Raw genomic sequence first — 22,229 nt, forward strand, 5'->3', positions numbered from 1 at the left:
GCATGGCATCTCGTTTCGGACCGTATCGACTATTAGTGGCGACCAGCGTGTTATTCAGCACGCCGTGTTTTTCCGCACCAGTGGGTGGCGAGATCACCGCCGGCACCGGACAGATCCAGACCCTCAGCGACACCACGACACTGGTCACCCAGCAGAGCAATGTGCTGTCCATAAACTGGCAGAGCCTCAACCTCGGTACCGATGAATTGCTGCGTTTCGAGCAGCCTTCCGCACAGTCAGCGGCCCTGAACAGCATCCTCGACCAGCAGCCCTCCCTGATCTTCGGCAAAATCGAGGCCAATGGTCGTGTGTTTCTGATGAACCCCAACGGCATGATCTTTGGTGAATCCGCGCGCATCAATGTCGGCGCATTGGGCGCGGGCGCCTTTCAAATGGAGGCCGGTTCATTCAACGACAATGGCGGTTTCTCGTTTACCACGGGCGCGGGGCGGGTGGAGAATGCCGGCCAGATCACGGTGCCGGAGGGTGGCTCGGTTGCCCTGATCGGACAGACGGTGAGTAACAACGGACAGATCAGCGCCCGGCTGGGCAAGATTCATCTGCTGAGCGCGGATGCCGCCAGCCTGAGCTTTGACAACGACGGCCTGATCCAGTTTGCGCTCAGCAGGGACACGGTGGAAAACGCCCTCAACAGTGAATCTGCCGTGCATAACAACGGCGTGCTACAGGCCGATGGCGGTTATGTCGTGCTGGAGGCCCACGCCGCCCGCAACGTCTACCACAACGTGGTGAATAATGAGGGCCTGATCCAGGCCAGCCGTATCCGCAATGAGGGTGGTGTGATTCGCCTGGAAGGCAGCGGCGGCAATGTCATTAATTCCGGCGAGCTTAACGCGACCGGTTTAGATGAAGGTCAGACGGGTGGCGAGATCACGATGATGGGCGATCGCGTCGGGGTGTTCGGGGATGCCCGCATCGATGTCTCCGGTGCGGAGGGTGGCGGCAGCATCGCCATCGGCGGCTATCGCAAGGGCGCCGGCGAGAACACGGCCGCGTTTACCCAGGTGGGCGCGGACACCGATCTGCGGGCGGATGCCATCAGCCGTGGCGATGGCGGTGAGATTGTCGTCTGGGCGGATGACACCAGCTGGGCCGCGGGCACAGTGTCCGCCACCGGCGGGGCGCTCGGCGGTGACGGGGGCTTTGTGGAGATCTCCGGCAGGCAGGGCCTGGTGTTGTCGGCCGGGGTGGACCTGAGTGCGGCCAGGGGTTCGCTGGGCACTCTACTGTTGGATCCAACCGACATCATTATTCACGATCAGGCCGATGGGGCACAGGGCAATGACGGGCTATTACCGGACCTGTCCGACGCAACACAGGGCGCAGGCAGCTTTGACATCGGCGAACTGGCGCTGGAGGCGCTGGGCTTCAATAGCAACCTGGTTCTGGAGGCCACCAACAATATTACGATCAATGACCTCGCCGACAATAGCCTGGACTTTCTCATCAACAGCGGCGGCTCCATCACCATGACCGCCGACGCCGGTGTCCCCGATGGGGTGGGCAGCCTGACGATGAACACCGGCGACGCCATCACCACACAGGGCAGCGCGCTGACCCTGTCCGGCGCCGGCATCACCCTCGGCAGCCTGAGCACGGGCGACGGGGCGATAACCATAAATAGTACAAGAAGTGTCGACATGGGTGCGGCCACCAGTGCCACCAACACAATCAATGTCACCGTGGACAGCGACAACAATGGCGCAGAGACCCTGACCCTGCGCGGCGCATTATCCGGCAGCACGGTGAACCTTCTGGGCGGAAGCAATGGCGGTGACACGCTGATTGCGCCGGATTCCATCAACGCCTGGACGGTCAGCGCCCTCAACGCCGGCACGCTCAATGGCGCGGCCTTCTCACAGTTCCCCAATCTCACCGGCGGCAGCCTGGACGACACCTTTGCACTGAGCGGTACGGGAAGCATCGCCGGCGTGTTCGACGGGGCGGGCCATAGTGTAGGCGACACGGTCGATTACTCGGGACGACCGGGTGGGATCTTTTCGGTCACCCTGGATGGCAATGTGCAGAATATCGAAAATCTCATCGGCAATGGTAACGACAACTCGACATTGATCGCCGCTGATGTGGCGAATACCTGGATGATCACCGCCGAAAATGACGGCACGGTGGCGGGAGTTGCCTTTACCAATTTTAAAAATATCACCGGCGGCAGTGATACCGATGACTTCATACTCAGCGGTGGATCGGTAACGGGCACCGTCGATGGTGGTGGCGGCATCAATAGCCTGACCGCCAACGATACGGACAATGACTGGAATATCCTGTCTGCCGATGGTGGCAATATTGTCGCCTCGGTGTTTGCCTTTACCAATATCGCCAACCTGATCGGTGGTGGGCTGGTTGACAGCTTTCTGATCAATGCCGGATCCATCAGTGGCACGATTGATGGTGGTGCCGGCAGTGATGCACTGTCCGCCGCTAATGTGGCCAATGTCTGGACGATCACCAATAATGATGCAGGCACTGTTACCAATGTGAATGCCTTCCAGAGCATCGAAAATCTTATCGGCAGAACCAGTACCGATGATTTCACCCTTGCCGTCGGCGTAACGATGAGCGGCACCATAGATGGGGGAGGGGGAGACGATAGCATCGACCTTTCCGCCCAGATAGGTACGGTGGTGGATCTGGCCGGTAGCAGTTATGCCAATATCGAGCAATATACCGGTAATGCAACCGACAGCACCCTGATCGGGGCGGACACCCCGAATGTATGGACCATCAATGGCAGTCTTGATGGCATCGATGACGGCACCGTGGGGCTGATCAGCTTTACCAATTTTAACAATCTCACCGGCGGCACGGACACGGACACCTTTACCTTATCGGGTGGCACCCTCAGCGGCACCCTGGACGGCGGCGGCGGCACTGACACCCTGGTGGGCGACAACCTGCCCAATACCTGGAATATATCGTCAGCCGATGCCGGTACGGCAACGGGCATCGGTGGAGGATTTTCCAGTATCGAAAACCTGACCGGCAATGCCAATACGGACGACTTTATCTTTGCCGATGGCAGCAGTCTGTCGGGCGTCATCAATGGCGCCACCGGTAGCGATCGCGTCGACTTTTCTGCGGAGTCTGCTGCGGTTGTCGTCACCATGGGCGCGGCGGGTTTTGCGAACATAGAGAGCTTTGAAGGCAATAATACTGACAGCACCATCATCGGAGACAATGTGGCAAACGACTGGGTGATTAATGGCGACAATGATGGCACGGTCAGCTATTTTACCGGCAGCACCGCCTTCAGCAATTTTACCAATCTCACCGGCGGCTCGGATACGGACAGCTTCCGGCTCTCGGGTGGCAGCATCATTGTGCAGATTGATGGTGGCGGTGGGGTGAATACCCTGATTGGCTATAATCAGGTGAATGACTGGGCCATCAGTGGCGCCAATGCCGGCACTGTTACCGGCGTCGTCGGCTTTAGCAATATTGAAAACCTGACAGGTGGCTCTGACACCGACAACTTCGTATTTGCGGATCCCGGTTCCATCAGCGGCGTGATCAATGGCGCGGCGGGGACGGACGAGGTTAGTTATGCGGCAAAAACCGCTGCGGTGGTGGTCGATATCGCGGACAGCAATTTTTTGAGCATCGAGTCCTTCATCGGTAATGATACGGACAGCACACTGCTGGGGGATAATACGCTCAATGCCTGGAGCATCACCGGCGCCAATAGCGGCACCGTCGGCATTGTCTCGTTTGCAGGCTTCAATCATCTCACCGGCAACGACGCGGCCGATACCTTCCAGTTTTCGGTCGGTGGCAGTCTTGCTGGCAGCATCACCGGCACTGGCAGCATCACCGGTGGTCTGGGCAATGACACCCTACAGGGTAAGGATACGGACAATAGCTGGGCTATTACCGGTGCCGATACGGGTACCCTCAATAGCGTGGTGGCATTCTCGGAATTAGAATCCCTGCTCGGCGGCAATGCGGTGGATACCTTCACCTTCGCTGACGGCAGCAGTTTTGGCGGTGTCATCAATGGCGGGGCGGGCAGTGATGTGGTCAATCAGGCGGCGATCACTACCCCCGTCAATATCAACCTGGCATCCGCCTCGTTCGCCAGCATCGAGAGTTTTATCGGCAACGGTACCAACAGCTCCCTGTCAGGCCCCGCCGTGAACAGTACCTGGCTGGTGACAGCAATCGACAGCGGTACGGTAAACGGCATCAACTTCAGCGGTTTTAATAACATCACGGGCAATACCCAAACAGACACCTTTCAGATTACTAGCGGGGAGATAACCGGCATTATATCTGGTGGGCTGGGGATAGACACCCTCACCGCACGCGATGTCGCCAATACCTGGAATATCAGCGGCACCGATACGGGCAATGTCACCGATGTGGCGAGCTTTTCGCAGATAGAGAATCTGACGGGTGGCAGCACAACCGATACCTTTGTGTTTGGTGCGGTGGGGGACGTGAGCGGCAATATTAATGGTGGGGCCGGCGCGGATACCGTTGACCTCGCGAACAAATCCGGAGCGGTAGCGATCGACCTGGCATCCAGCCGATTCACCAATATCGAGACATTTATTGGTAATAACATTAACAGCACGCTCACTGGCCCCGCCAGTTTAAATACCTGGCAGATTACCGGCAATAACGATGGCAGTGTCGGTGGCATCGCCTTTAATAATTTCAATAACCTCGTCGGCAATATCAACGTGGATGTTTTCTTGTTTCAGAATGGTGGCGCCATCACCGGCATTGTAGACGGTGGCTCGGGTCAGGATACCGTCGATTTCACACTGGAGAGCGGCGTAGTGGATGTAGTTCTCGGATCCACCAACTACGCCCGGATAGAGACCTTCGTCGGTAACAATGTTTCCAGCACGCTGACCGGCGATGCACTCGCCAATACCTGGGTCATCACCGACGTCAATGAGGGGACTCTCGGGACAATCAGCTTCAGTGATTTTAATAATCTTGTGGGCAACTCCGGCAGCGATCATTTTACACTGAACGGTGGCAGCATTACGGGTACGGTTGACGGGGCCGCTGGCGCCAACACGATTACGGCGGATAATACCGCAAACAGCTGGACCATCACCGCAGCGGATGCCGGCAGTGTCACCGGCATATCGGCATTCTCCAATATCGAAAATCTGAACGGCAATGCCGGCACGGATGGCTTCACGTTTGCGGATGGCGGTAGTATCTCCGGTGTGGTGAACGGTGCCGGAGGAGTTGATGTGGTGGATCAGTCGGCGCAATCCGGATTCGTCAATCTGCTGCTGGGTAGCAGTGGCTATACCAATATCGAGAGTTTTATCGGTAACGGTGGCAATAGCACCCTGACCGGCGATAACACGATCAACACCTGGACCCTTACCGGGCCGGATACCGGCACCGTCGGTTCCGTGAACTTCGCCAATATCAGTAATCTCCAGGGCGGCAGCAATGATGACAGCTTCACCACCAACGGTGGAACGGTCACCGGACAAATCAACGGCGGTAGTGGCAATGATCTCATTCTGGCCGAAAATGTGATCAACACCTGGAACATCACCGGCGCCAACACCGGCAACGTCAATGGGATTAATAGTTTTACTGACATCGAAAACCTGCTGGGCAACGCCAGCGTCGATAACTATATCTTTGCCGATGGCAGCAGCTTCAGCGGGGTGATTGATGGGGCAGGCGGATCCGATGTGGTGGACCACTCTTCGGAAACCAATGCGGTTATCGTCTCTCTGGCCAGCGGCCAATACCAGAACATTGAATTATTCGTCGGCAATACTACCAACAGTACCCTGGTGGGCGACAACACCACCAATGCCTGGTCGATCACGGGCGGCAATGCCGGTGCGGTGAACAGCATCAACTTTACCGGGTACAACAATGTCACGGGCAATGCGAGTGCCGATACCTTTACGCTTGCCGGTGGCAACATCACCGGTACCATTGATGGCGGTTCCGGCAATGACAGCATTCAGGCCGAAAATATCACCAACACCTGGAATGTCACCGCGCAGGATGCCGGCAATCTCACCCAGGTCAACGCCTTTCAGAATATCGACAACCTGCTGGGGGGCAGCGCCGTTGACACCTTCAACCTCGATGCGAATCTGTCAGGCATGGTGAGCGGCGGCGGGGGAGACGATCTTGTCAATCTGGGTGGGCTGGTGACCATCGGTGGCGGGCTGATCGGTGGAACCAGCACGGATACGCTGACCGGCCCGGACCAGAATAGTAGCTGGATCATTGCCGGCCTTGACAGTGGCTTTGTGAACGGCACTGCCTTCTCGCAGATAGAATCCCTCAACGGCGGAATAGGGAATGACAGCTTTAATATCAGCAATGCCGCCGCCGCGGGCATCTCTGGCGGCATCGCGGGCGGGGCAGGCGACGACAACCTCGCGGTGGACTATGTCGCCGCCTCATCACGCAATATCACGTTTGATGGCGGCACCGGGACCGACAGCATCAGCCTGACCGGTACGGCTAGCGGATTGATCAATACATTTACATTTGGACCCGCCAGTGATGCCGTGATGATCACCAGCAACAGCGGTAGTATCAACCAGACAGTAACAGGCTCTGGCGTTGAAGCAGCCAACGACAGCATGACCGCCGACACCATCAATCTGCTGGGCTCTACCGGCGACGATGTCATGCAGTTGTCACCGGGATCGATCGGCGGTTCACAACCAGTCAGCTTTCAGATTAGCGGAATGCCCGCGCTGCAGTTTTCAAACAAAACCGATCTCGCTATCAATGCCGGTGCGGGAAGCGATTCGGTTACCATCACCGGGGCCGTGACGCTGGCCGGTGATATCACGCTTGCCGCCGAATCCGTCGTCCAAGGCGCCGGCGGACAGTTGGGGGCGGACACGCTAACTCTCGCCGATGTTGCCAGTATCGGGTCATCCTCTAATCCACTGGCCACCTCGGTCAACACTCTGGACATCACAGGGGCTACAGTAGACGCCTATGTTTTAGAGTCCAACGGCCTGGCAGCATCGGCCGAGAACGTCAGCGGAGTCCTGTCGATCACCACCAATGCCGGGAACATTACCTCATCGGGCCGTTTTAACGTGACCGGCACATCGGCCTTCGCGGTGGCGGACGGTGGCTCCATCATTCTGGATGATGCGGCAAACCTGTTCTCCGGCACGCCGGGCTTTTCATCGTCCGGCACCATCCATCACCTGTTATTGACCGACAACAGCGCGGTGGATATTCCCAGCCTCACTCTTACGGGTGATCTGGAAATACTCGCCACGGGTATGGTTACCCAGGCGGGGGCACTGAACATACAGGGCAACACCATCATCGATGCCAATACCAGCACGATTACCTTGACCGACGCCGGCAACGATTTCGCCGGTAGCGTCAGCCTGCGCAATAGCGGACAGGCAAACACCGCCATCACCGATGCCAACAGTCTGCAGCTGGCCGCCTCCAGTGTGGGCAGCGGTACGCTCAACATCAGCGCCGGGGCCATCAGCCAGTCCGGCTCGCTGGTGCAGGCTGCCGGTGCGGGCACGGCCACCTTCACCGCCGACAGCGGTGATATCGCGCTGACCAATGGAGGCAACGAATTTACCGGCGCCGTGGTGATCAACAACACAGGTCCCGGCGATAGCGCCTTGACCGACAGCAGCGGACTGACCCTGGCGGCATCGACCACCAGCGGCGGCGACCTCACGATTATCGCCAATGACACGATCAACCTCAGCGGCACAACTACATCCAATAATGGCGATATCAGCATTACCGCCAACACCGGCGATATCCAGTTAGGTCTCCTGAATGCCGGTTCAGGCAGGCTAACTATCAACGCCGCCAGCGGCAATGTGATCGGCGATACCAGCACGATCACCAACCCGAATCTCAGCAGTCAGACCCTTGAGATATTCGCCGGCGAGACCATCGGCAGTTTCAACAATCCCATTTCCGTCAATGTCGCCTCAGGTGGCACCAGCCTGTTCATCGCCGGTGAGGGGTCGGCGAATATCATCGGCCTACCCGGCACGATTCTCCCAGGCTCGGTACTGGTAAACGACGTCACCACCACCAATATCGCCGTCGGCAAAGGCCAAAGCGTCTCCTTCATCGAAAACACCATCCGCCCCACACAGGCATTCCTCTCGCCGCTGTACGACATCTCCAGTGGTGGCCTCCACCTGTACGACTATGAGTACAACCGCGAACCGGATGAGAAAGCCAAACGGAGAACGGATCGGCGCAAGTAATCGGATTGCCGAACATTTCGGAGTTCACCTTGCAACGATCGGACGGATTGTTCGGGTGAGGATATTACAATACGAAACTAATCCCGTCCCCCTGACCTCTCTTCCTCTAACCCCGTTTCCTCTAACCCGTTTCCAACTGGACCCCATTCCCAAATGAAATCATTTTTTGTAAAAAGCATAAAGGTTTGCCAAACATCTTTTATGTGTAAATCTCCATTATGCTAAACCCACCCAGCCCAGCCCTATCTTCCCGCGCTGTGAATAAAGCGTTACGGGCATCCGAAAGTCGCTATCGTCGTCTATTCGAAACGGCTCAAAACGGAATCCTGCTTCTCAACGCTGAAACTGCACAGGTCGAAGACCTCAATCTCTACTTGATCGAACTTCTTGGCTACTCGCATGCAGAGTCCCTGGGGAAAAAGCTATGGGAGATGGGCCCGTTTTCGGAAAGTGCCGAGTTCAGGGAAATGTTTTCGGAGCTGCAAACGAATGGACATGTCCGATACGAAGACCTTCCACTCAAAACCAGATCCGGTGCTAGAATGCAGGTCGAATTCGTAGGCAATATTTACGACTGCGAAGGCGTCAAGGTCGTTCAGTGCAACATTCACGATATAACCGAACGCAAGGCAGCCGAAGCAAAATTCCAGCGTCAAAAGCAACTCTATGCTGCACTGAGCCAGTGTAACCATGCCATTGTGCACTGCGACAACGAGGAAGAGTTGTTCCTGCAGATCTGCCGCGTAGCGGTGCAATTCGGCGGCATGAAAATGGCCTGGATCGGTTTGGCCGACAATAAGACTCTCAAGGTTAGGCCAGCGGCCAGTTTTGGCGATCACACCGAATACCTGAAAGACATCCATGTCTCTGTGGATGCCGATAGCCCGTTTGGACGAGGCCCGATTGGCACGGCAATTCGCGACAACCGTTTGTACTGGTGTCAGGATTTCCTGGCTGACCCGGCAACCGTTCCCTGGCGTGAGCGCGCCTTGTCCGCTGGCCTGGCCGCAGCCGCCGCGTTGCCGCTGCACAGGGAAGGCGTTGCCATCGGCACTTTTACCCTGTATTCCGCAGAGCCCAACGCCTTCGACGAAGAGGCGAGAAACCTGCTGATGGAAATGGCGACGGATATCAGCTTTGCGCTCGACAAATTCGCCCGCGAATCTCAGTACAAGCGAGAGAAAAAGGAAATGGCATTCAAGAGCATGATGCTCCAGACTCAGCTGGAGACTTCGCTTGATGCCATTCTCGTGGTCGGCAAGAATGAGCAAATCATCTCCTACAATCAACAGTTCATCGTTCTGTGGAAACTGTCCCCACTGCTTGTGAGTGAGGGTCTGAATACTCCTGTGCTTCAGTCAGTTGTTGACCAAATAAAAAATCCGGAAGAATTTGCCGTTCGTATCCGATATTTGTACGAGCACCGCGAGGAAAAGAGTCACGAGGAGATATCGCTAAAAGATGGGAGAATAATCGATCGGTATTCGGCTCCAGTCACTGGCACAGACGGCAAGTATTACGGACGCGCCTGGTATTTCCGTGACATCACCGAACGCAAAAAGTCCAGTCAGAGGTTCAGGGATCTACTGGAATCTGCGCCTGATGCAATGGTCATTGTCGACCACAACGCCGAAATAGTGCTGGTCAACTCACAGGCCGTTAATCTGTTTGGCTGGACAAGAGAGGAACTGCTGGAGCACAAGATCGAAATACTCGTACCTGAAAGCAACCGCGGCGCTCACCGGGTATCCCTGAACGGTTTTTTCACCCAACCGAGTGCACGAACAATGGGCGCGGGACGGGAACTGTTTGGCCTGCACAAGGACGGCACCGAATTCCCGGTAGAAATCAGCCTAAGCCCACTGGAGACAGACGAAGTCCCCGTGGTGATATTCACCATTCGCGACATTACTGAGCGCAAGCGGGCGGACATTGCGCTGCGCAAGAGCGAAGAACGATTCAAGACCATGTTTCAGCAGGCGCCGTTGGGAATTTCCGTGATCGATTCAATCTCGGGACATATCTACGAAACCAACCAACGCTTTGCCGAGATTGCCGGCAGGTCAATGGAAGAGTTGGCGAATATTGACTGGTTGCAAATCACTCACCCCGACGATATGCAGGTGGACCTGGATAATATGGCGTTGTTGACTTCCGGGAAGCTAAACAGATTCCAGATGGAAAAGCGTTATCTTCGCCCCGATGGCTCAGACGTCTGGATCGACATGACGGTCAGCCCGTTGAAGGTCGAAAATAGAACCCGTCCACACCACCTCTGCATGATCCAGGATATTACAGAACGCAAGGCAGTGGAGAGCAGGGTCGCATACCTCAACCGCGTATATGCAATGCTGGGCAGTATCAATACGCTAATCGTGCGTGTGCACAGCCACGATGAACTGTTTAATGAGGCGTGCCGGGTCGCGGTGGAGATAGGTGGGTTTCGCATGGCCATGATAGCCACGGTGGATGCGAGCCCGATGACGATTGTCCCGCGGGCCACGGCAGGTAAGGACGAAGCGCTCCTTGGCGACATAAAAAACATCTTGTCGTCTCCTGAGCGTGCATCAGCCACCATGGTTTCACGGGCGATAAGAGAGAAAAGAATCATTGTCTCCAATGACTCGCAAAGCGATCCCCAGGTGTTATTCGATACGAAATATGCCGAAAACGGTGTTCACTCAATCATCATTTTGCCCTTGATCGTTTCAGATGAAGCCATTGGCACGCTCGCGCTATACGCGAACGAGAAAAATTTCTTTCATGAAGAAGAGGTGAAACTGCTGACTGATCTGGCCGGCGATATTTCCTATGCCATGGCCTATTTGAAGGCTGAGGCGGCGCTGCGTAACCTCAACGAAGAACTGGAAGAAAAGGTAGCGACACGCACCGCCGATCTGGAACAGGCACGGCTCGCGGCCGATCAGGCCAACCAGGCCAAGTCACGCTTTCTTGCCACCATGAGCCACGAGATACGTACTCCAATGAACGGTGTGATCGGCATGGCCGACGTGCTGCAGCAGACCAGTCTTAATGACCAGCAGATGGAGATGGTCGACCTTATCCACGAATCGGCACATTCGCTATTGTCGGTCATCGACGACATTCTCGATTTTTCCAAGATCGAGGCCGGGCGGATGGATATCGAACAGGTACCCATCTCGTTGGCCGACGTGATGGAAAAGGCCTGTAGTATGCTGGATGAACTGGCCATTAACAAAAACGTGGTGCTCACTGTGTTCGTCGATCCCACGATTCCTGAAATGGTCATGGGCGACGATCTACGGTTACGTCAGGTGCTGCTGAATCTTGTTGGCAACGCCATCAAGTTTTCGGGTAGCCGCCGGCAAGCGGGCAGGGTGTCGGTTCGCGCCGTGCAAATCGAGCGTTCCCAGAAGCAGGCGGTCGTGGAAATCCATGTTGAAGACAATGGCATCGGAATGGATGAAGCGACGCAACAGCGGATGTTCACTGCATTCACCCAGGCCGACACGTCGACTACCCGGCGCTTCGGTGGCACTGGGATGGGGCTGGTTATTTCGCGTCATCTGGTCGAACTGATGGGCGGCCATTTAATGGTGCAAAGCACGCTTGGGCAGAGCTCGACGTTCACCGTGCATCTGAATTTCCCTCTGCAGCAACACCAAGGGGTAATCGTCAAGTCTATATCGGAAGTGGCGGGACTCTCCTGTCTCGTGGTAGGCATCACGGGCGGCCTGGCCGAAGACATTGCTGCGTATCTGACGCACGGTGAGGCGCGTGTCGCGCGGGCAGACGACCTGGCGGCGGCACGTACCCTGATGCACAGTTTGCCGCCAGGGCTCTGGAGCTGGATCATCGATGCTGTCGATATTCCGCTAGCGCTAAATAATTTCCACATCCTTGCCAGCAATCTGCCGAACCAGGAAATACGCATTATTGCCATTGGGCGCGGATCGCGAAGGGAGCCGCGTGTGAACGATATCGATGTGGTATTGCTGGATGGGAACGTACTGACGCGTCACCGACTCTTTAAAGCGGTTGCTATTTCCGCAGGACGAATACCCGCCGAACAACAAACGCCGCACTCGGACAAGAGCGAGAGGGTATTCAAACCGCCATCTCGCGACGAGGCCCTGCGCAATGGTCGGCTAATTCTGGTTGCCGAGGACAACGAGACCAACCAGAAGGTGATCCTGTGGCAGCTTGGACTGCTCGGATTTGCTGCCGATGTGGCCGACAATGGTCGTCTGGCACTGGAACACTGGCAAAGCGGCGACTACGCGTTGCTGCTCACTGATTTGCATATGCCGGAGATGGATGGTTATGCATTGACTGCCGGGATTCGTGCACAGGAGCAGGGTTCTCGACACATCCCGATCGTGGCGCTGACTGCCAACGCGCTCAGATACGAGGCTGATCGCTGCCGGGCAGCCGGCATGGACGATTATCTAAGCAAGCCGTTGCAACTGGAAGATCTTAGACAAATCCTGCTAACGTGGTTGCCGACCTCTATACCCAGTCTGGATACCTACAATGTAATCCCGCGAATCGCCGCCACTCGGGCGGTAGATGTGAGTGTGCTCGAGGGTCTGGTCGGTAATGACCCTGTAGTGATAGACAGGTTCCTGAATGACTTTCGGTCCAGTGCAACAAACATAGCGGCCGAATTAAAAACGGCTTGCGCCGATCATCAGCCGGTGCAGGCAGGAGAGCTGGCGCATAAACTCAAGTCTTCGGCGCGCACCGTGGGCGCCCTTGCGCTGGGGGAATTGTGCGAAGAGATGGAGACTGCGGGTAAAGCGGGCAGCAATGAAACGCTGGCATTGCAATTGCCGAAGTTTGAGCGCGAATTCGATGCGGTTATCATCTTTATCGAGTCCTTACAGGGGCAGGGTGCAGACACCGACAACGATATATATGAAGCCGTACAAATGAACAAATCAACAATCCGGATCCTGGTACTGGACGATGAGTCATTCACGCTCATATTGCTCGCCAACATGCTGGACGGATTGGGCTTCACCTCGGTGACGACTTGCGACAATGGATCTGAAGCTCTGCAATGGGTCAGCGCCAGTGCCAACCCACACAATTTGATTCTGCTGGATTTGCAAATGCCAGAGATGGATGGAATCGAATTCGTCCGTAAGCTGGTCGAGCATAACTACAGCGGAAATCTCATTCTGGTCAGTGGCGAAGACGAACGTGTGCTGCAAATGGCAGAGAAACTGATTCAGGCACACCGCATCACGGTGCTGGGTCATCTGAAAAAACCCGTTTCAGTGGCTCATTTAACCATGCTGATGAATAAGACGATGCACATGCAAAATGCGCCGCCATCGACAAGGCAGGCTTATGGCGTAGACGAACTGCGCACCGCCATCGCCAATGGTGAACTGGTTAATTACTACCAGCCCAAAGTTTCCGTCAGCACCGGCGCGGTCGTCGGTATGGAAACCCTGGTGCGCTGGCGTCATCCGGTGGACGGGATGGTATTCCCTGACCAGTTCATTGGCATCGCCGAAGAGCATGGTTTGATTGATGATTTGACGCGTGTGGTGCTGATCGGTGCATTGTCCCAAAGCAAGGCCTGGCAGCAGGCTGGGCTGAGGCTGCGGATGGCGGTTAACGTATCGATGGACAATCTTAGCTCGGTGGCTTTTGTGGATTTCGTCGCAGATGCAGCCAATGCAGCGGGGGTGACACCGCAGGATATCGTTCTGGAAGTAACGGAAAGCCGGCTCATGCTGGACCAGCGCGCGCCGCTTGAGGTCCTGACCCGATTGCGCCTGAAACGCTTTCGCCTTTCAATCGATGATTTTGGCACGGGCCATTCTTCGTTTACCCAGTTACGCGACATTCCTTTTGATGAGCTCAAGATCGACAAAAGCTTTGTTCGCGGCGCATGGCATGATGACACCGCTCGCGCGATCTTTGACGCCAGCCTGAGTCTGGGCAAGCAACTCGGAATGGAAGTGGTCGCCGAAGGCGTGGAAGATCGCAATGACTGGGACATGGTGCGGCGTACGAAATGCGATATAGCCCAGGGGTATTTCATTGCAAAGCCAATGCCTGCCGGTGATTTGCCAGCCTGGATCGAGTCGTGGAACGAACGCATGCAACATTTACAGGCGGATTTATTATGAACGCTGAGCCCGCTGCACTCATCAAGCCAGCCGAAGCCCGAGCCATGATACTTGTTGTATCGGACATTCTTAGTGATGCGGCGTTGGTAAAAAAGCTGCTCACTCAGGAATTTGAACAGGTCTTCCTTTCCACCAATCCTGATCTGGCAGTGAAAGATTTTGAGAGCAACGCCCCGGACGTGCTGGTGCTCGCGTTCAATACTCTGGCAAAGGCCGAGCGCTATTACCTCGGGCTTTATCGTATAAGCGGCAATATTCATCTACAGCCGCATCGTACAGTCGTACTGTGCAACAAGGATGAAGTCAGTCAGGCTTATCAGGCGTGTCGAAAACAATACTTCGATGATTACATCCTGTTCTGGCCGATTACATACGATGCGCCACGCATACTGATGTCAGTGCATCATTCGCTACGCGATTTGACTGCAATCAGTGAAGGCGGCCCGTCGGCGGCAGAATTTGCCGCCCAGGCACGTCGCCTGACTGAGTTGGGACACATGCTGGATCAACATGTTGTGCAAGGCAGTCAGAGAATTGAAGGAGCCAGTCGCGCCATGGCACAGGCGGAGCAGGATATCGACGCGGCCTTGGATGGATTTTCCAACAAACTCGCGCAAGGCAATCTACCTGGCGTATCCAGAATCAGCGATATCTCCGGCCTGGAGCGGGAGATTAAACGGCTCAAGCAGGAGGAGGTCGGACAACGCTTTCGTAAAATCGCCGAATCTGTACAGCCCATGAAGCAATGGACCGACGATTTCAGGAAAGGGATTGAGCCTCACATTGAATCAGCGCGCACATTGAGTGCCATGGCAGACGCCATTCGGCCAATGATTTTAATAGTGGATGACGATGATTTTCAGAGCAATATCGTGAGCACACTGCTTGCCGCAGAGAATTATCGCCTGGTATTTGCCGGCGGCGGCGTTGAGGCATTGAATATCTTACGCAAGATGCAACCCGACTTGATCCTTATGGACATCATGATGCCGGATCTGGATGGTATAGAAACAACGCGTCGTCTCAAGGCCATGCCGCAATACACACATGTGCCGGTGATCATGTTAACGGGAAAAAACGAGGAAGCTGCCGTGCACGACAGCATAAAATCCGGCGCTGTCGATTACATCGTCAAGCCATTTGACCGTGACACGTTGTTGGGGAAGGTTGCCCATGCGTTGCACCCGTAGTGCCTTCTCCAGGCGGTATGGGCTTCGGGTAGTCAACTATGTGTGAGAGGACGCCATCAAGCAGAAGCTGATTATCAATAATGGGCGCGGTCATCGCGCCACATATCTGGCGCGATTTATTTATTGCGCCAGATAAAGTCATAATCAGGCCATGCCCTTACAAATTTCACCTCATGAACTGAGTGCTGTCACCGATGCCGTGTGCCCCATACACTATTTAACATAATATACATTATGCGTAGTCAATGATGGGGTGTCAGAGTATATACGGAGTTGGCTATCGAATGGCGCTTCTGGAATAGACCTACCTGGCCTATAGTGTTTCTGAAGGTCTTATCGTCGCTTCCGTGCCCAGGGCCTCAATAAGCGCACAGTGAATGTCGCCTCTATCCGCCACTTCGCATTGGGAAAGCAGGTCTAGCAAAGCGGCATGCATGGATTGAAGGTCTCGCAGGCGTTCTTCGATTTTCTCCACTTTCAACCGCGCCAATTGTTGCACCTCCTGGCAATGACCATCGCCAAGCTCCAGCAACTCGCCAATCTCTTTGAGGGTGAAACCGAGCTGCTGCGCGCGCCGGATAAAAAGCACGCGCGCGATATCGGCAACCGGATATTGTCGGAAACCTTGTGCGGGTTTCGGCGGTTCCTGGATCAAGCACAGGCGTTGATAGTAACGGATGGTCTCGATGTTGACGCCCGATCGGTCGGCCAGTTTGCCGATGGTAAGTGATTTTGCTGAATCCATGTTGTGTTTATAGCGCTATCCCGCGCAGCAGGACAGTTGTTTTACATCCTTGCTGAAGGTCTGGGCGCAGAGCTTCAATCCCTCCACCATGGTCAGGTACGGAAACAACTGTTCCGCCAGCTGGTGGATGGTCATGCGGTTGCGAAGCGCCAGCGCGGCGGTTTGGATGATTTCGCCACCTTCGGCGGCCAGCACCTGGCAGCCGACAATGCGGCCATTGGCCTGTTCCGCCACCAGTTTGATAAAGCCTCGGGTGTCCATGTTGGCCAATGCGCGCGGGACATTTTCCAGAACGAGGGTGCGGCTCTCCACGTCCAGTCCCTGCTCTTTCGCCTGCCGCTCCGTCAAACCCACCGTGGCCACCTGCGGGTGGGTGAACACCACCGCGGGCATGGCCGACAGGTCGAGGGCCACGTCGTCGCCGGTCATGTTGCGCGCGGCGCGGGTGCCCGCAGCGGCGGCCACGTACACGAACTGCGGTTGGCTGGTGCAGTCACCGGCGGCGTAAATATTTTTCACATTGGTGCGCATGTGATCGTCGATGACGATGGTGCCGCGCGGGTCGGTTTTGACGCCTGCATTTTCCAGTTTGAGGGCTGCCGTGTTCGGCTCGCGGCCGGTGGCCACCAGCAGGCGGTCACCTTGCCGTGGTTCACCAGCGCTTGTCATTAGTGTGAATCGCTCGCCGTCATGGCTCACGGATTCCACCGCAGTATGCAACATGACCTTGATGCCTTCATCAGTGAAGACCTTCTCCAGTGCCGCGCCGATCTCCGCATTCTCTTTCGACAGCAAGGTCGAACGCGCCAGCACGGTGACGTCGGCGCCCAGGTGGCGGAAGGCCTGCGCCAGCTCCAGGGCCACCACGGAGGCGCCGATGACGAGCAAACGCTTTGGGATTTCTTCCGCGACCAGCGCCTCGGTGGAGGTCCAATAAGGTGTTCCTTCCAGGCCGGTGATGGGTGGTATGGCTGGCCTGGCGCCCACGGCCAACAGAATGCGGTCAGCACCGATATCTTTTTCATCACCATCGGCAGTGGTTACGGTCAGGGTGCAGGCATCTTTGAAACGCGCCAGGCCGCGCACCAGGTTGATGCCGGGGTTGGTTTGCAGAATATTTTCATATTTTGCCTGGCGAAGTTTTTCCACCCAGTCCTGTTGTTGCGCCACCATGCCGGCGCGATCGATCATTGGTGAATGAAATGGAATGCCGGCAAATCCATGATGGCCCTGTTGATGGGCAATATGCGCGCCGCGAATCAATATCTTCGACGGCACGCAACCGATGTTGACGCAGGTGCCGCCGATCACATGGGCGGCTTCGATCATGGTGACTTGCGCGCCGCGTTCAGCGGCTGCAATGGCTGCGGCGAAGGCGCCGGAGCCGGTGCCGACGATGGCGATGCGCAAGAGCTGGTTCGCATTGTTCGCGCAGCAATCGCTCATGGCGTGAGCCTAGACGGATAACCCGCCTGCTCGGTGGCGAAGGTCAGATCTTCCACATCGGCCTTGGCCGGATCATAGGTTACCGTGGCCCAGCCGATGCCGTCGCCTTCGTATTTGGCGCTGACCTCGGTCACGCCATCCACTGCGCGCAGGGCCTTTTTCACGGTGATGGGACACATGTTGCAGGTCATCTTGTCCACCGACAGGGTGATAGTTTTCAGCTCACCGGCCAGCGCCGCGGCGGAATCGACCAACGCGCCGCCGAACGCGGACAGGCACAATGCCAGTATTAAAAACAGTTTACGCATAACGTCATTCCTCAATAGTGTTTACCGTGTTAACGAAAAATCCATCAATCCAGCAGATAAGGCCCGTACCAGGGGAAACTGATCACCACCAGCACGAACACGCTCACGACCCAAAAGGTGATGCGCTGCTTGCGCAGATTGGAGGGCCGGGCGCAAGGCGCGTCCACGGCGCAGGCCTGGGGCGTGAGATAAAGTTTGCGGAAGGCCAGGCCCAGAAATAGCAGGGTCAGGCCGATGAAAATGGGGCGTACCGATTCCAGGGCGCTGAGGTTGCCGATCCACGAGCCGCTGATACCCAGGGTCAGCAACACCAGCGGGCCGATGCAGCAGGTAGAGGCGGCAATGCCCGCGATGATGCCGCCGATCAGGGTGCCTTTGCTCAGATTCGTGGATTGGCTGGCCGGATTTTCTGCCTTTCCCGACTGCCCCGACTGCATTGAGGTCTGTGATGTATCCATTACCCGCTCCTGTTGATTACGATAAGGGAATTCTAGGCTCCGTACCTAACAACGGAGTCAAGTAGAAAATCGATTTTTTTTACCTGCTCACTTTTATTTGAAAAATTCCATCAAAAAGCGCTTGACATGGAGTCAACTCCAGAGTTTAGGCTCTACCCCAATATCCATGAATCCATAACAGGAGCAAATAAAATGAAGCATTTTTCGTGGCCGGCCCTGCCTGGCGCGATAACGGTGGTACTGCTCGCGTTTGGCAGCAATGCCGCTCTGGCCCACGACCCCATCTTCGGCATCGGCCCCCATGTGCTGTACAAGGGCGGGGTTGAAACCTCCGTCCACCTGCACCGGGAAAAGGCCGGCGAGGAAACGGAAAACGAACTGGCCCTGGAACTGGTCTACGGCCTCACCGGGGACTGGGCGGCGGGCATCGAACTGCCCTACGCCAGCAAAGAGGAAAATGCGGAATCCTCCAATGGCCCCGCGGACATCAAGCTGTTCACCAAATACCGCTTCTGGCGCGAGGATTCCTTAGGGCTTCAGGAATCGGCCGCCGTGCTGCTGGCGGTGAATATGGACAACGGTGACGAAACCCAAAGCCCGCCCCTGGGCAACGGCGCCACGGATGTCCTTGCCGGACTCACTTACGGCTATGAGGGCCTCCAGTGGTACCGCTGGGCAGCCGCCCGCTACCTGCGCCCCGGCGAGAACGAAGCTGGTTTGCGGATGGGCGAAAAATGGTTCATTGACTTCGTCGGCGGCTGGCGCCCCACGCCGCCGGAATACCGCAGGCCGGACACGGTCTGGCTGCTGGAACTCAATGGCGAGTTCGCTGAGAAAGCCACGTTGAATGGCAGCGACCTCGCCAACAGTGGCGGCACGCAGTTGTTCCTCTCCCCCGGCATCTTCTGGACCACCCGCAATTTCGCCATCAAGGCCGGCGTGCAGATACCCATTGCCAGTGATCTGAATGGCACGCAGGACAAAACCGACTACCGCGCCAGCGCCAGCTTCGAATGGCACTTTTAATCCATGAATTCTATTTGAGGAGCACACACCATGGAGCATTTCGTTCACCTCACTGCTGTCGTCACCCTACTGTGGAGCGGCCTCGCATTCGCCGCCGGCACCCAATACGACCTGCGCGTGGACGGCCTCGCCTGCCCCTTCTGCGCCTACGGCATCGAAAAGAAGTTCACCAAAACCGAGGGCGTGGCGTCGGTGGACATCGACCTCAAAAACGGCCTGGTGATCGTGAAAACCGCCGAGGGCAAGACCTTCACCGAGGATGAATTGAAAACCCTCATCAACGACGCCGGCTTCACAATGAAGAGTATGACGGAGAAACCCTTATGAGCCGGATTCGATGGATGTCAGTGGGTGTGGCCATGACCATCCTCACTACGCTCAGTGCCGGCTGCTCCCTCTGGTCGCCCACGCCACAAGAACCGCCTTACCAACTCATCAATACCTGGGGTGGCAAAGGCGCGAACCCCGGCTGGTTCAACGAGCCCACCGGCATCGCCGTGTTTGGCAACGAGGTCTTCGTCAGCGACTCGCGCAACGCCCGCATCCAGGTGTTCGATCTCGACGGCAACTACAAACGCGCCTTCGGCGAGGCGGGTGAGGCGCCCGGGCAACTGGGCCGTCCGATGAACCTGAGCGCCGCCCGCGGCGAACTTTATGTGACGGATTACTTCAACGACCGGATACAGGTCTACTCGCTGGACGGTCGCTTCCTGCGCAAGATCGGCAAGGCGGGCAGCGGCCCGGGTGAATTCGACGCACCCGGCGGCATAACCGTGGCGGGCAACGGCGACGTGTATGTAGCTGACTTTTACAATCAGCGCGTGCAACACCTGAATGCCGATGGCGGATTCGTGCGCCAATGGGGCGTAACCCGCGAGGCGGGCATGCTCGGCGGCAAGCTCGGCTATCCCACCGACGTGGCGCTGAGTGCGGACGGAACGCTGTTCATCGCCGACGGTTACAATGACCGCGTGCTCGCTTTTGGGCCTAACGGAGAGTTGGCGGCCAAATGGGGCGGCCCCTTCGCCATGAACATCCACGGCCCGTGGCATGGCTGGTTCGCCACCGTCACCGGCATCACCGTGGGACCTAAAGGCAACGTGTATGTCGCCGATTTCTACAACGACCGCGTGCAGAAATTCACCCCCGAGGGAGAATTCCTCAACGCCTTCGGCCTCCCCGGCGACGGGACCACGCACACCGCCATCGCCGTGGCGGTGAGTCATGACGGCAGCGTATTCGTGGCTGACTACGCCAACCATCAAATCCAGCAGTGGAGACGGGATGAGTAAGACCAGTAACATCGAAATCTTCACTGCGTCTCAATGCAACCAGTGCAGCCGCGCCGTGACCCTGGTGCAGTCCGTGATGGAAGAAATCGGCAATGACTGGATACAGTGGTGCCGGGTGGACGTGGTCGCCGAACTGGATTACGCGGTGTCCATGGGCGTGCGCGCCACGCCGGCCATTGCCATCGACGGTAAACTGGTGTTTACCGCGCTGCCGGCGCGCGACAAACTTTTACAGACTCTACAAAACGTCCGTAAATCATGACGTATCGCATCGGCGACATCACCCAGCAGCTCGGCCTCTCCGCCGACACCCTGCGCTATTACGAAAAGATCGGGCTGCTGCCGAAGGTCAACCGCACGGCGTCGGGCATCCGCGTCTACAGCGACAAAGACATCTCCCGGCTCAGGTTCATTCAGCGCGCGCAAAAGATGAACTTCTCCCTCGCCGAAATCAAAGACCTGCTCGCCATGCGCACAGACCCGCAACACGCCCGCACCGAGGTGCGCGAACTGACGCGAAAGAAACTGACCGAGATCGAAGACCACCTGCAAGACCTCACCACCCTGCGCAATGAACTGACCCTGTTGACCAACCTATGCGCCGCCAGTGAAGAGGGTTGCCCGATTATCGAGGGAATAGAGGACAATGAGCGGAAGCAGCGGGCTGAGATCGACCCACACGCGCGACGATGAAACCCTCACTTGCTGTCGCCCGGTTGTTGCTCCTCGGTGCCATCGTCGCCGCGCTGATCGGCGGCTATCTGCTGCTTGCGCGCACCGGCGCCCTCGCCTTTCTGGAAAACGGCCCCGCGCTGCAAGCGTGGCTGCAAGGATTGGGCATCATCGGCCCGCTGGCCATCATCGGTCTGATGACCCTGGCCATTGTCATGAGCCCCATCCCCAGCGCACCCATCGCGCTGGCTGCGGGCGCGGCCTACGGCCACACGGCGGGTACGGCATACGTGCTCATCGGCGCGGAACTGGGCGCCGTCATCGCCTTCACCCTCGGCCGCCTCGCTGGCCTGGCCGCCGTGCAAAAGTGGCTGGGATCACAAATCATGCAACGCCTGCACGGCTCGCAAAACATGCTCATGCTGATCGTGTTCGGCTCCCGCCTGCTACCGTTCATTTCCTTTGACCTGGTGAGCTACGCCGCGGGCGTCACGCCTTTGCGCTTCTGGCGCTTCTGCCTCGCCACCCTCGCCGGCATCATCCCCACCAGCTTCCTGCTCGCCCACTTCGGCGCCGAGATGGCCTCGGGCGAGAGCGAACGCATCGGCACGACGCTATTGTTGCTCGGCATCGTGTCGCTGCTCGTCATCCTGCTACAGCGGTATTCGAAACGCCGACAATAAACGCCACCCACGTGTAAGAAAACCGG

13 protein-coding genes are annotated in these 22,229 nt (G+C 56.8%); 9 read left to right on the plus strand and 4 right to left on the minus strand.

The annotated features are described in order from the left end of the window. Positions 1-2: 2 nt before the first annotated feature. The 3 genes from RRB22_02350 to RRB22_02360 all read left to right on the plus strand — a co-directional run bounded on the left by RRB22_02350 (position 3) and on the right by RRB22_02360 (position 15,573). Positions 3-8,255, plus strand: a complete 8,253-nt coding sequence (locus tag RRB22_02350; protein ID MDT8383231.1) for a filamentous hemagglutinin N-terminal domain-containing protein — start codon at positions 3-5, stop codon at positions 8,253-8,255. A gap of 257 nt (positions 8,256-8,512) precedes the next feature. After that, positions 8,513-14,383, plus strand: a complete 5,871-nt coding sequence (locus RRB22_02355; GenBank protein MDT8383232.1) for a PAS domain S-box protein — start codon at positions 8,513-8,515, stop codon at positions 14,381-14,383. Continuing rightward, on the plus strand, positions 14,380-15,573 hold the full coding sequence (locus RRB22_02360; GenBank protein MDT8383233.1) for a response regulator: 1,194 nt from the start codon (positions 14,380-14,382) through the stop codon (positions 15,571-15,573). Before RRB22_02355 ends, RRB22_02360 begins: the two co-directional genes overlap by 4 nt. 313 nt (positions 15,574-15,886) lie before the next feature. On the opposite strand, the gene RRB22_02365 is transcribed toward RRB22_02360, so the two are convergent. The 4 genes from RRB22_02365 to RRB22_02380 are packed head-to-tail and all read right to left on the minus strand — an operon-like array spanning position 15,887 to position 18,509. Further along, complete coding sequence (locus tag RRB22_02365; protein ID MDT8383234.1) at positions 15,887-16,318, minus strand: MerR family DNA-binding protein; 432 nt, start codon at positions 16,316-16,318, stop codon at positions 15,887-15,889. A gap of 15 nt (positions 16,319-16,333) precedes the next feature. After that, on the minus strand, positions 16,334-17,764 hold the full coding sequence (gene merA, locus RRB22_02370; protein ID MDT8383235.1) for a mercury(II) reductase: 1,431 nt from the start codon (positions 17,762-17,764) through the stop codon (positions 16,334-16,336). Next, the gene (locus RRB22_02375) at positions 17,761-18,072 is read right to left on the minus strand and encodes a cation transporter (GenBank protein MDT8383236.1); all 312 of its coding nucleotides are present in this window, start codon (positions 18,070-18,072) and stop codon (positions 17,761-17,763) included. The genes merA and RRB22_02375 overlap by 4 nt, the downstream gene beginning before the upstream one ends. 44 nt (positions 18,073-18,116) lie before the next feature. Beyond that, positions 18,117-18,509 (minus strand): mercuric transporter MerT family protein, encoded by a 393-nt coding sequence (locus RRB22_02380; protein ID MDT8383237.1) that lies wholly within the window; start codon positions 18,507-18,509, stop codon positions 18,117-18,119. 213 nt (positions 18,510-18,722) lie between these two features. Here RRB22_02380 and RRB22_02385 point away from each other — a divergent pair, with 213 nt between their 5' ends. Genes RRB22_02385 through RRB22_02410 form a run of 6 tightly spaced genes read left to right on the plus strand, consistent with a single transcriptional unit; the run spans position 18,723 to position 22,203 of the window. After that, entirely contained in the window at positions 18,723-19,556 is an 834-nt protein-coding gene (locus tag RRB22_02385; GenBank protein ID MDT8383238.1) for a hypothetical protein, read from the plus strand. Positions 19,557-19,586: 30 nt separating this feature from the next. After that, entirely contained in the window at positions 19,587-19,883 is a 297-nt protein-coding gene (locus tag RRB22_02390; protein MDT8383239.1) for a heavy-metal-associated domain-containing protein, read from the plus strand. Between the two features lie 32 nt (positions 19,884-19,915). Continuing rightward, positions 19,916-20,848 carry an NHL repeat-containing protein gene (locus RRB22_02395; protein ID MDT8383240.1) on the plus strand — a complete coding sequence of 311 codons (933 nt, stop codon included), beginning with the start codon at positions 19,916-19,918 and terminating at the stop codon, positions 20,846-20,848. After that, a complete protein-coding gene (locus RRB22_02400) occupies positions 20,841-21,110 on the plus strand; it encodes a thioredoxin family protein (GenBank protein MDT8383241.1) in 270 nt (89 codons plus the stop codon). Before RRB22_02395 ends, RRB22_02400 begins: the two co-directional genes overlap by 8 nt. Further along, positions 21,107-21,541 carry a heavy metal-responsive transcriptional regulator gene (locus RRB22_02405; GenBank protein MDT8383242.1) on the plus strand — a complete coding sequence of 145 codons (435 nt, stop codon included), beginning with the start codon at positions 21,107-21,109 and terminating at the stop codon, positions 21,539-21,541. Before RRB22_02400 ends, RRB22_02405 begins: the two co-directional genes overlap by 4 nt. Continuing rightward, complete coding sequence (locus tag RRB22_02410; protein ID MDT8383243.1) at positions 21,538-22,203, plus strand: VTT domain-containing protein; 666 nt, start codon at positions 21,538-21,540, stop codon at positions 22,201-22,203. The genes RRB22_02405 and RRB22_02410 overlap by 4 nt, the downstream gene beginning before the upstream one ends. Positions 22,204-22,229: the final 26 nt, after the last annotated feature.

The organism is Gammaproteobacteria bacterium (assembly GCA_032250735.1).
GTDB lineage: Bacteria > Pseudomonadota > Gammaproteobacteria > SZUA-152 > SZUA-152 > SZUA-152.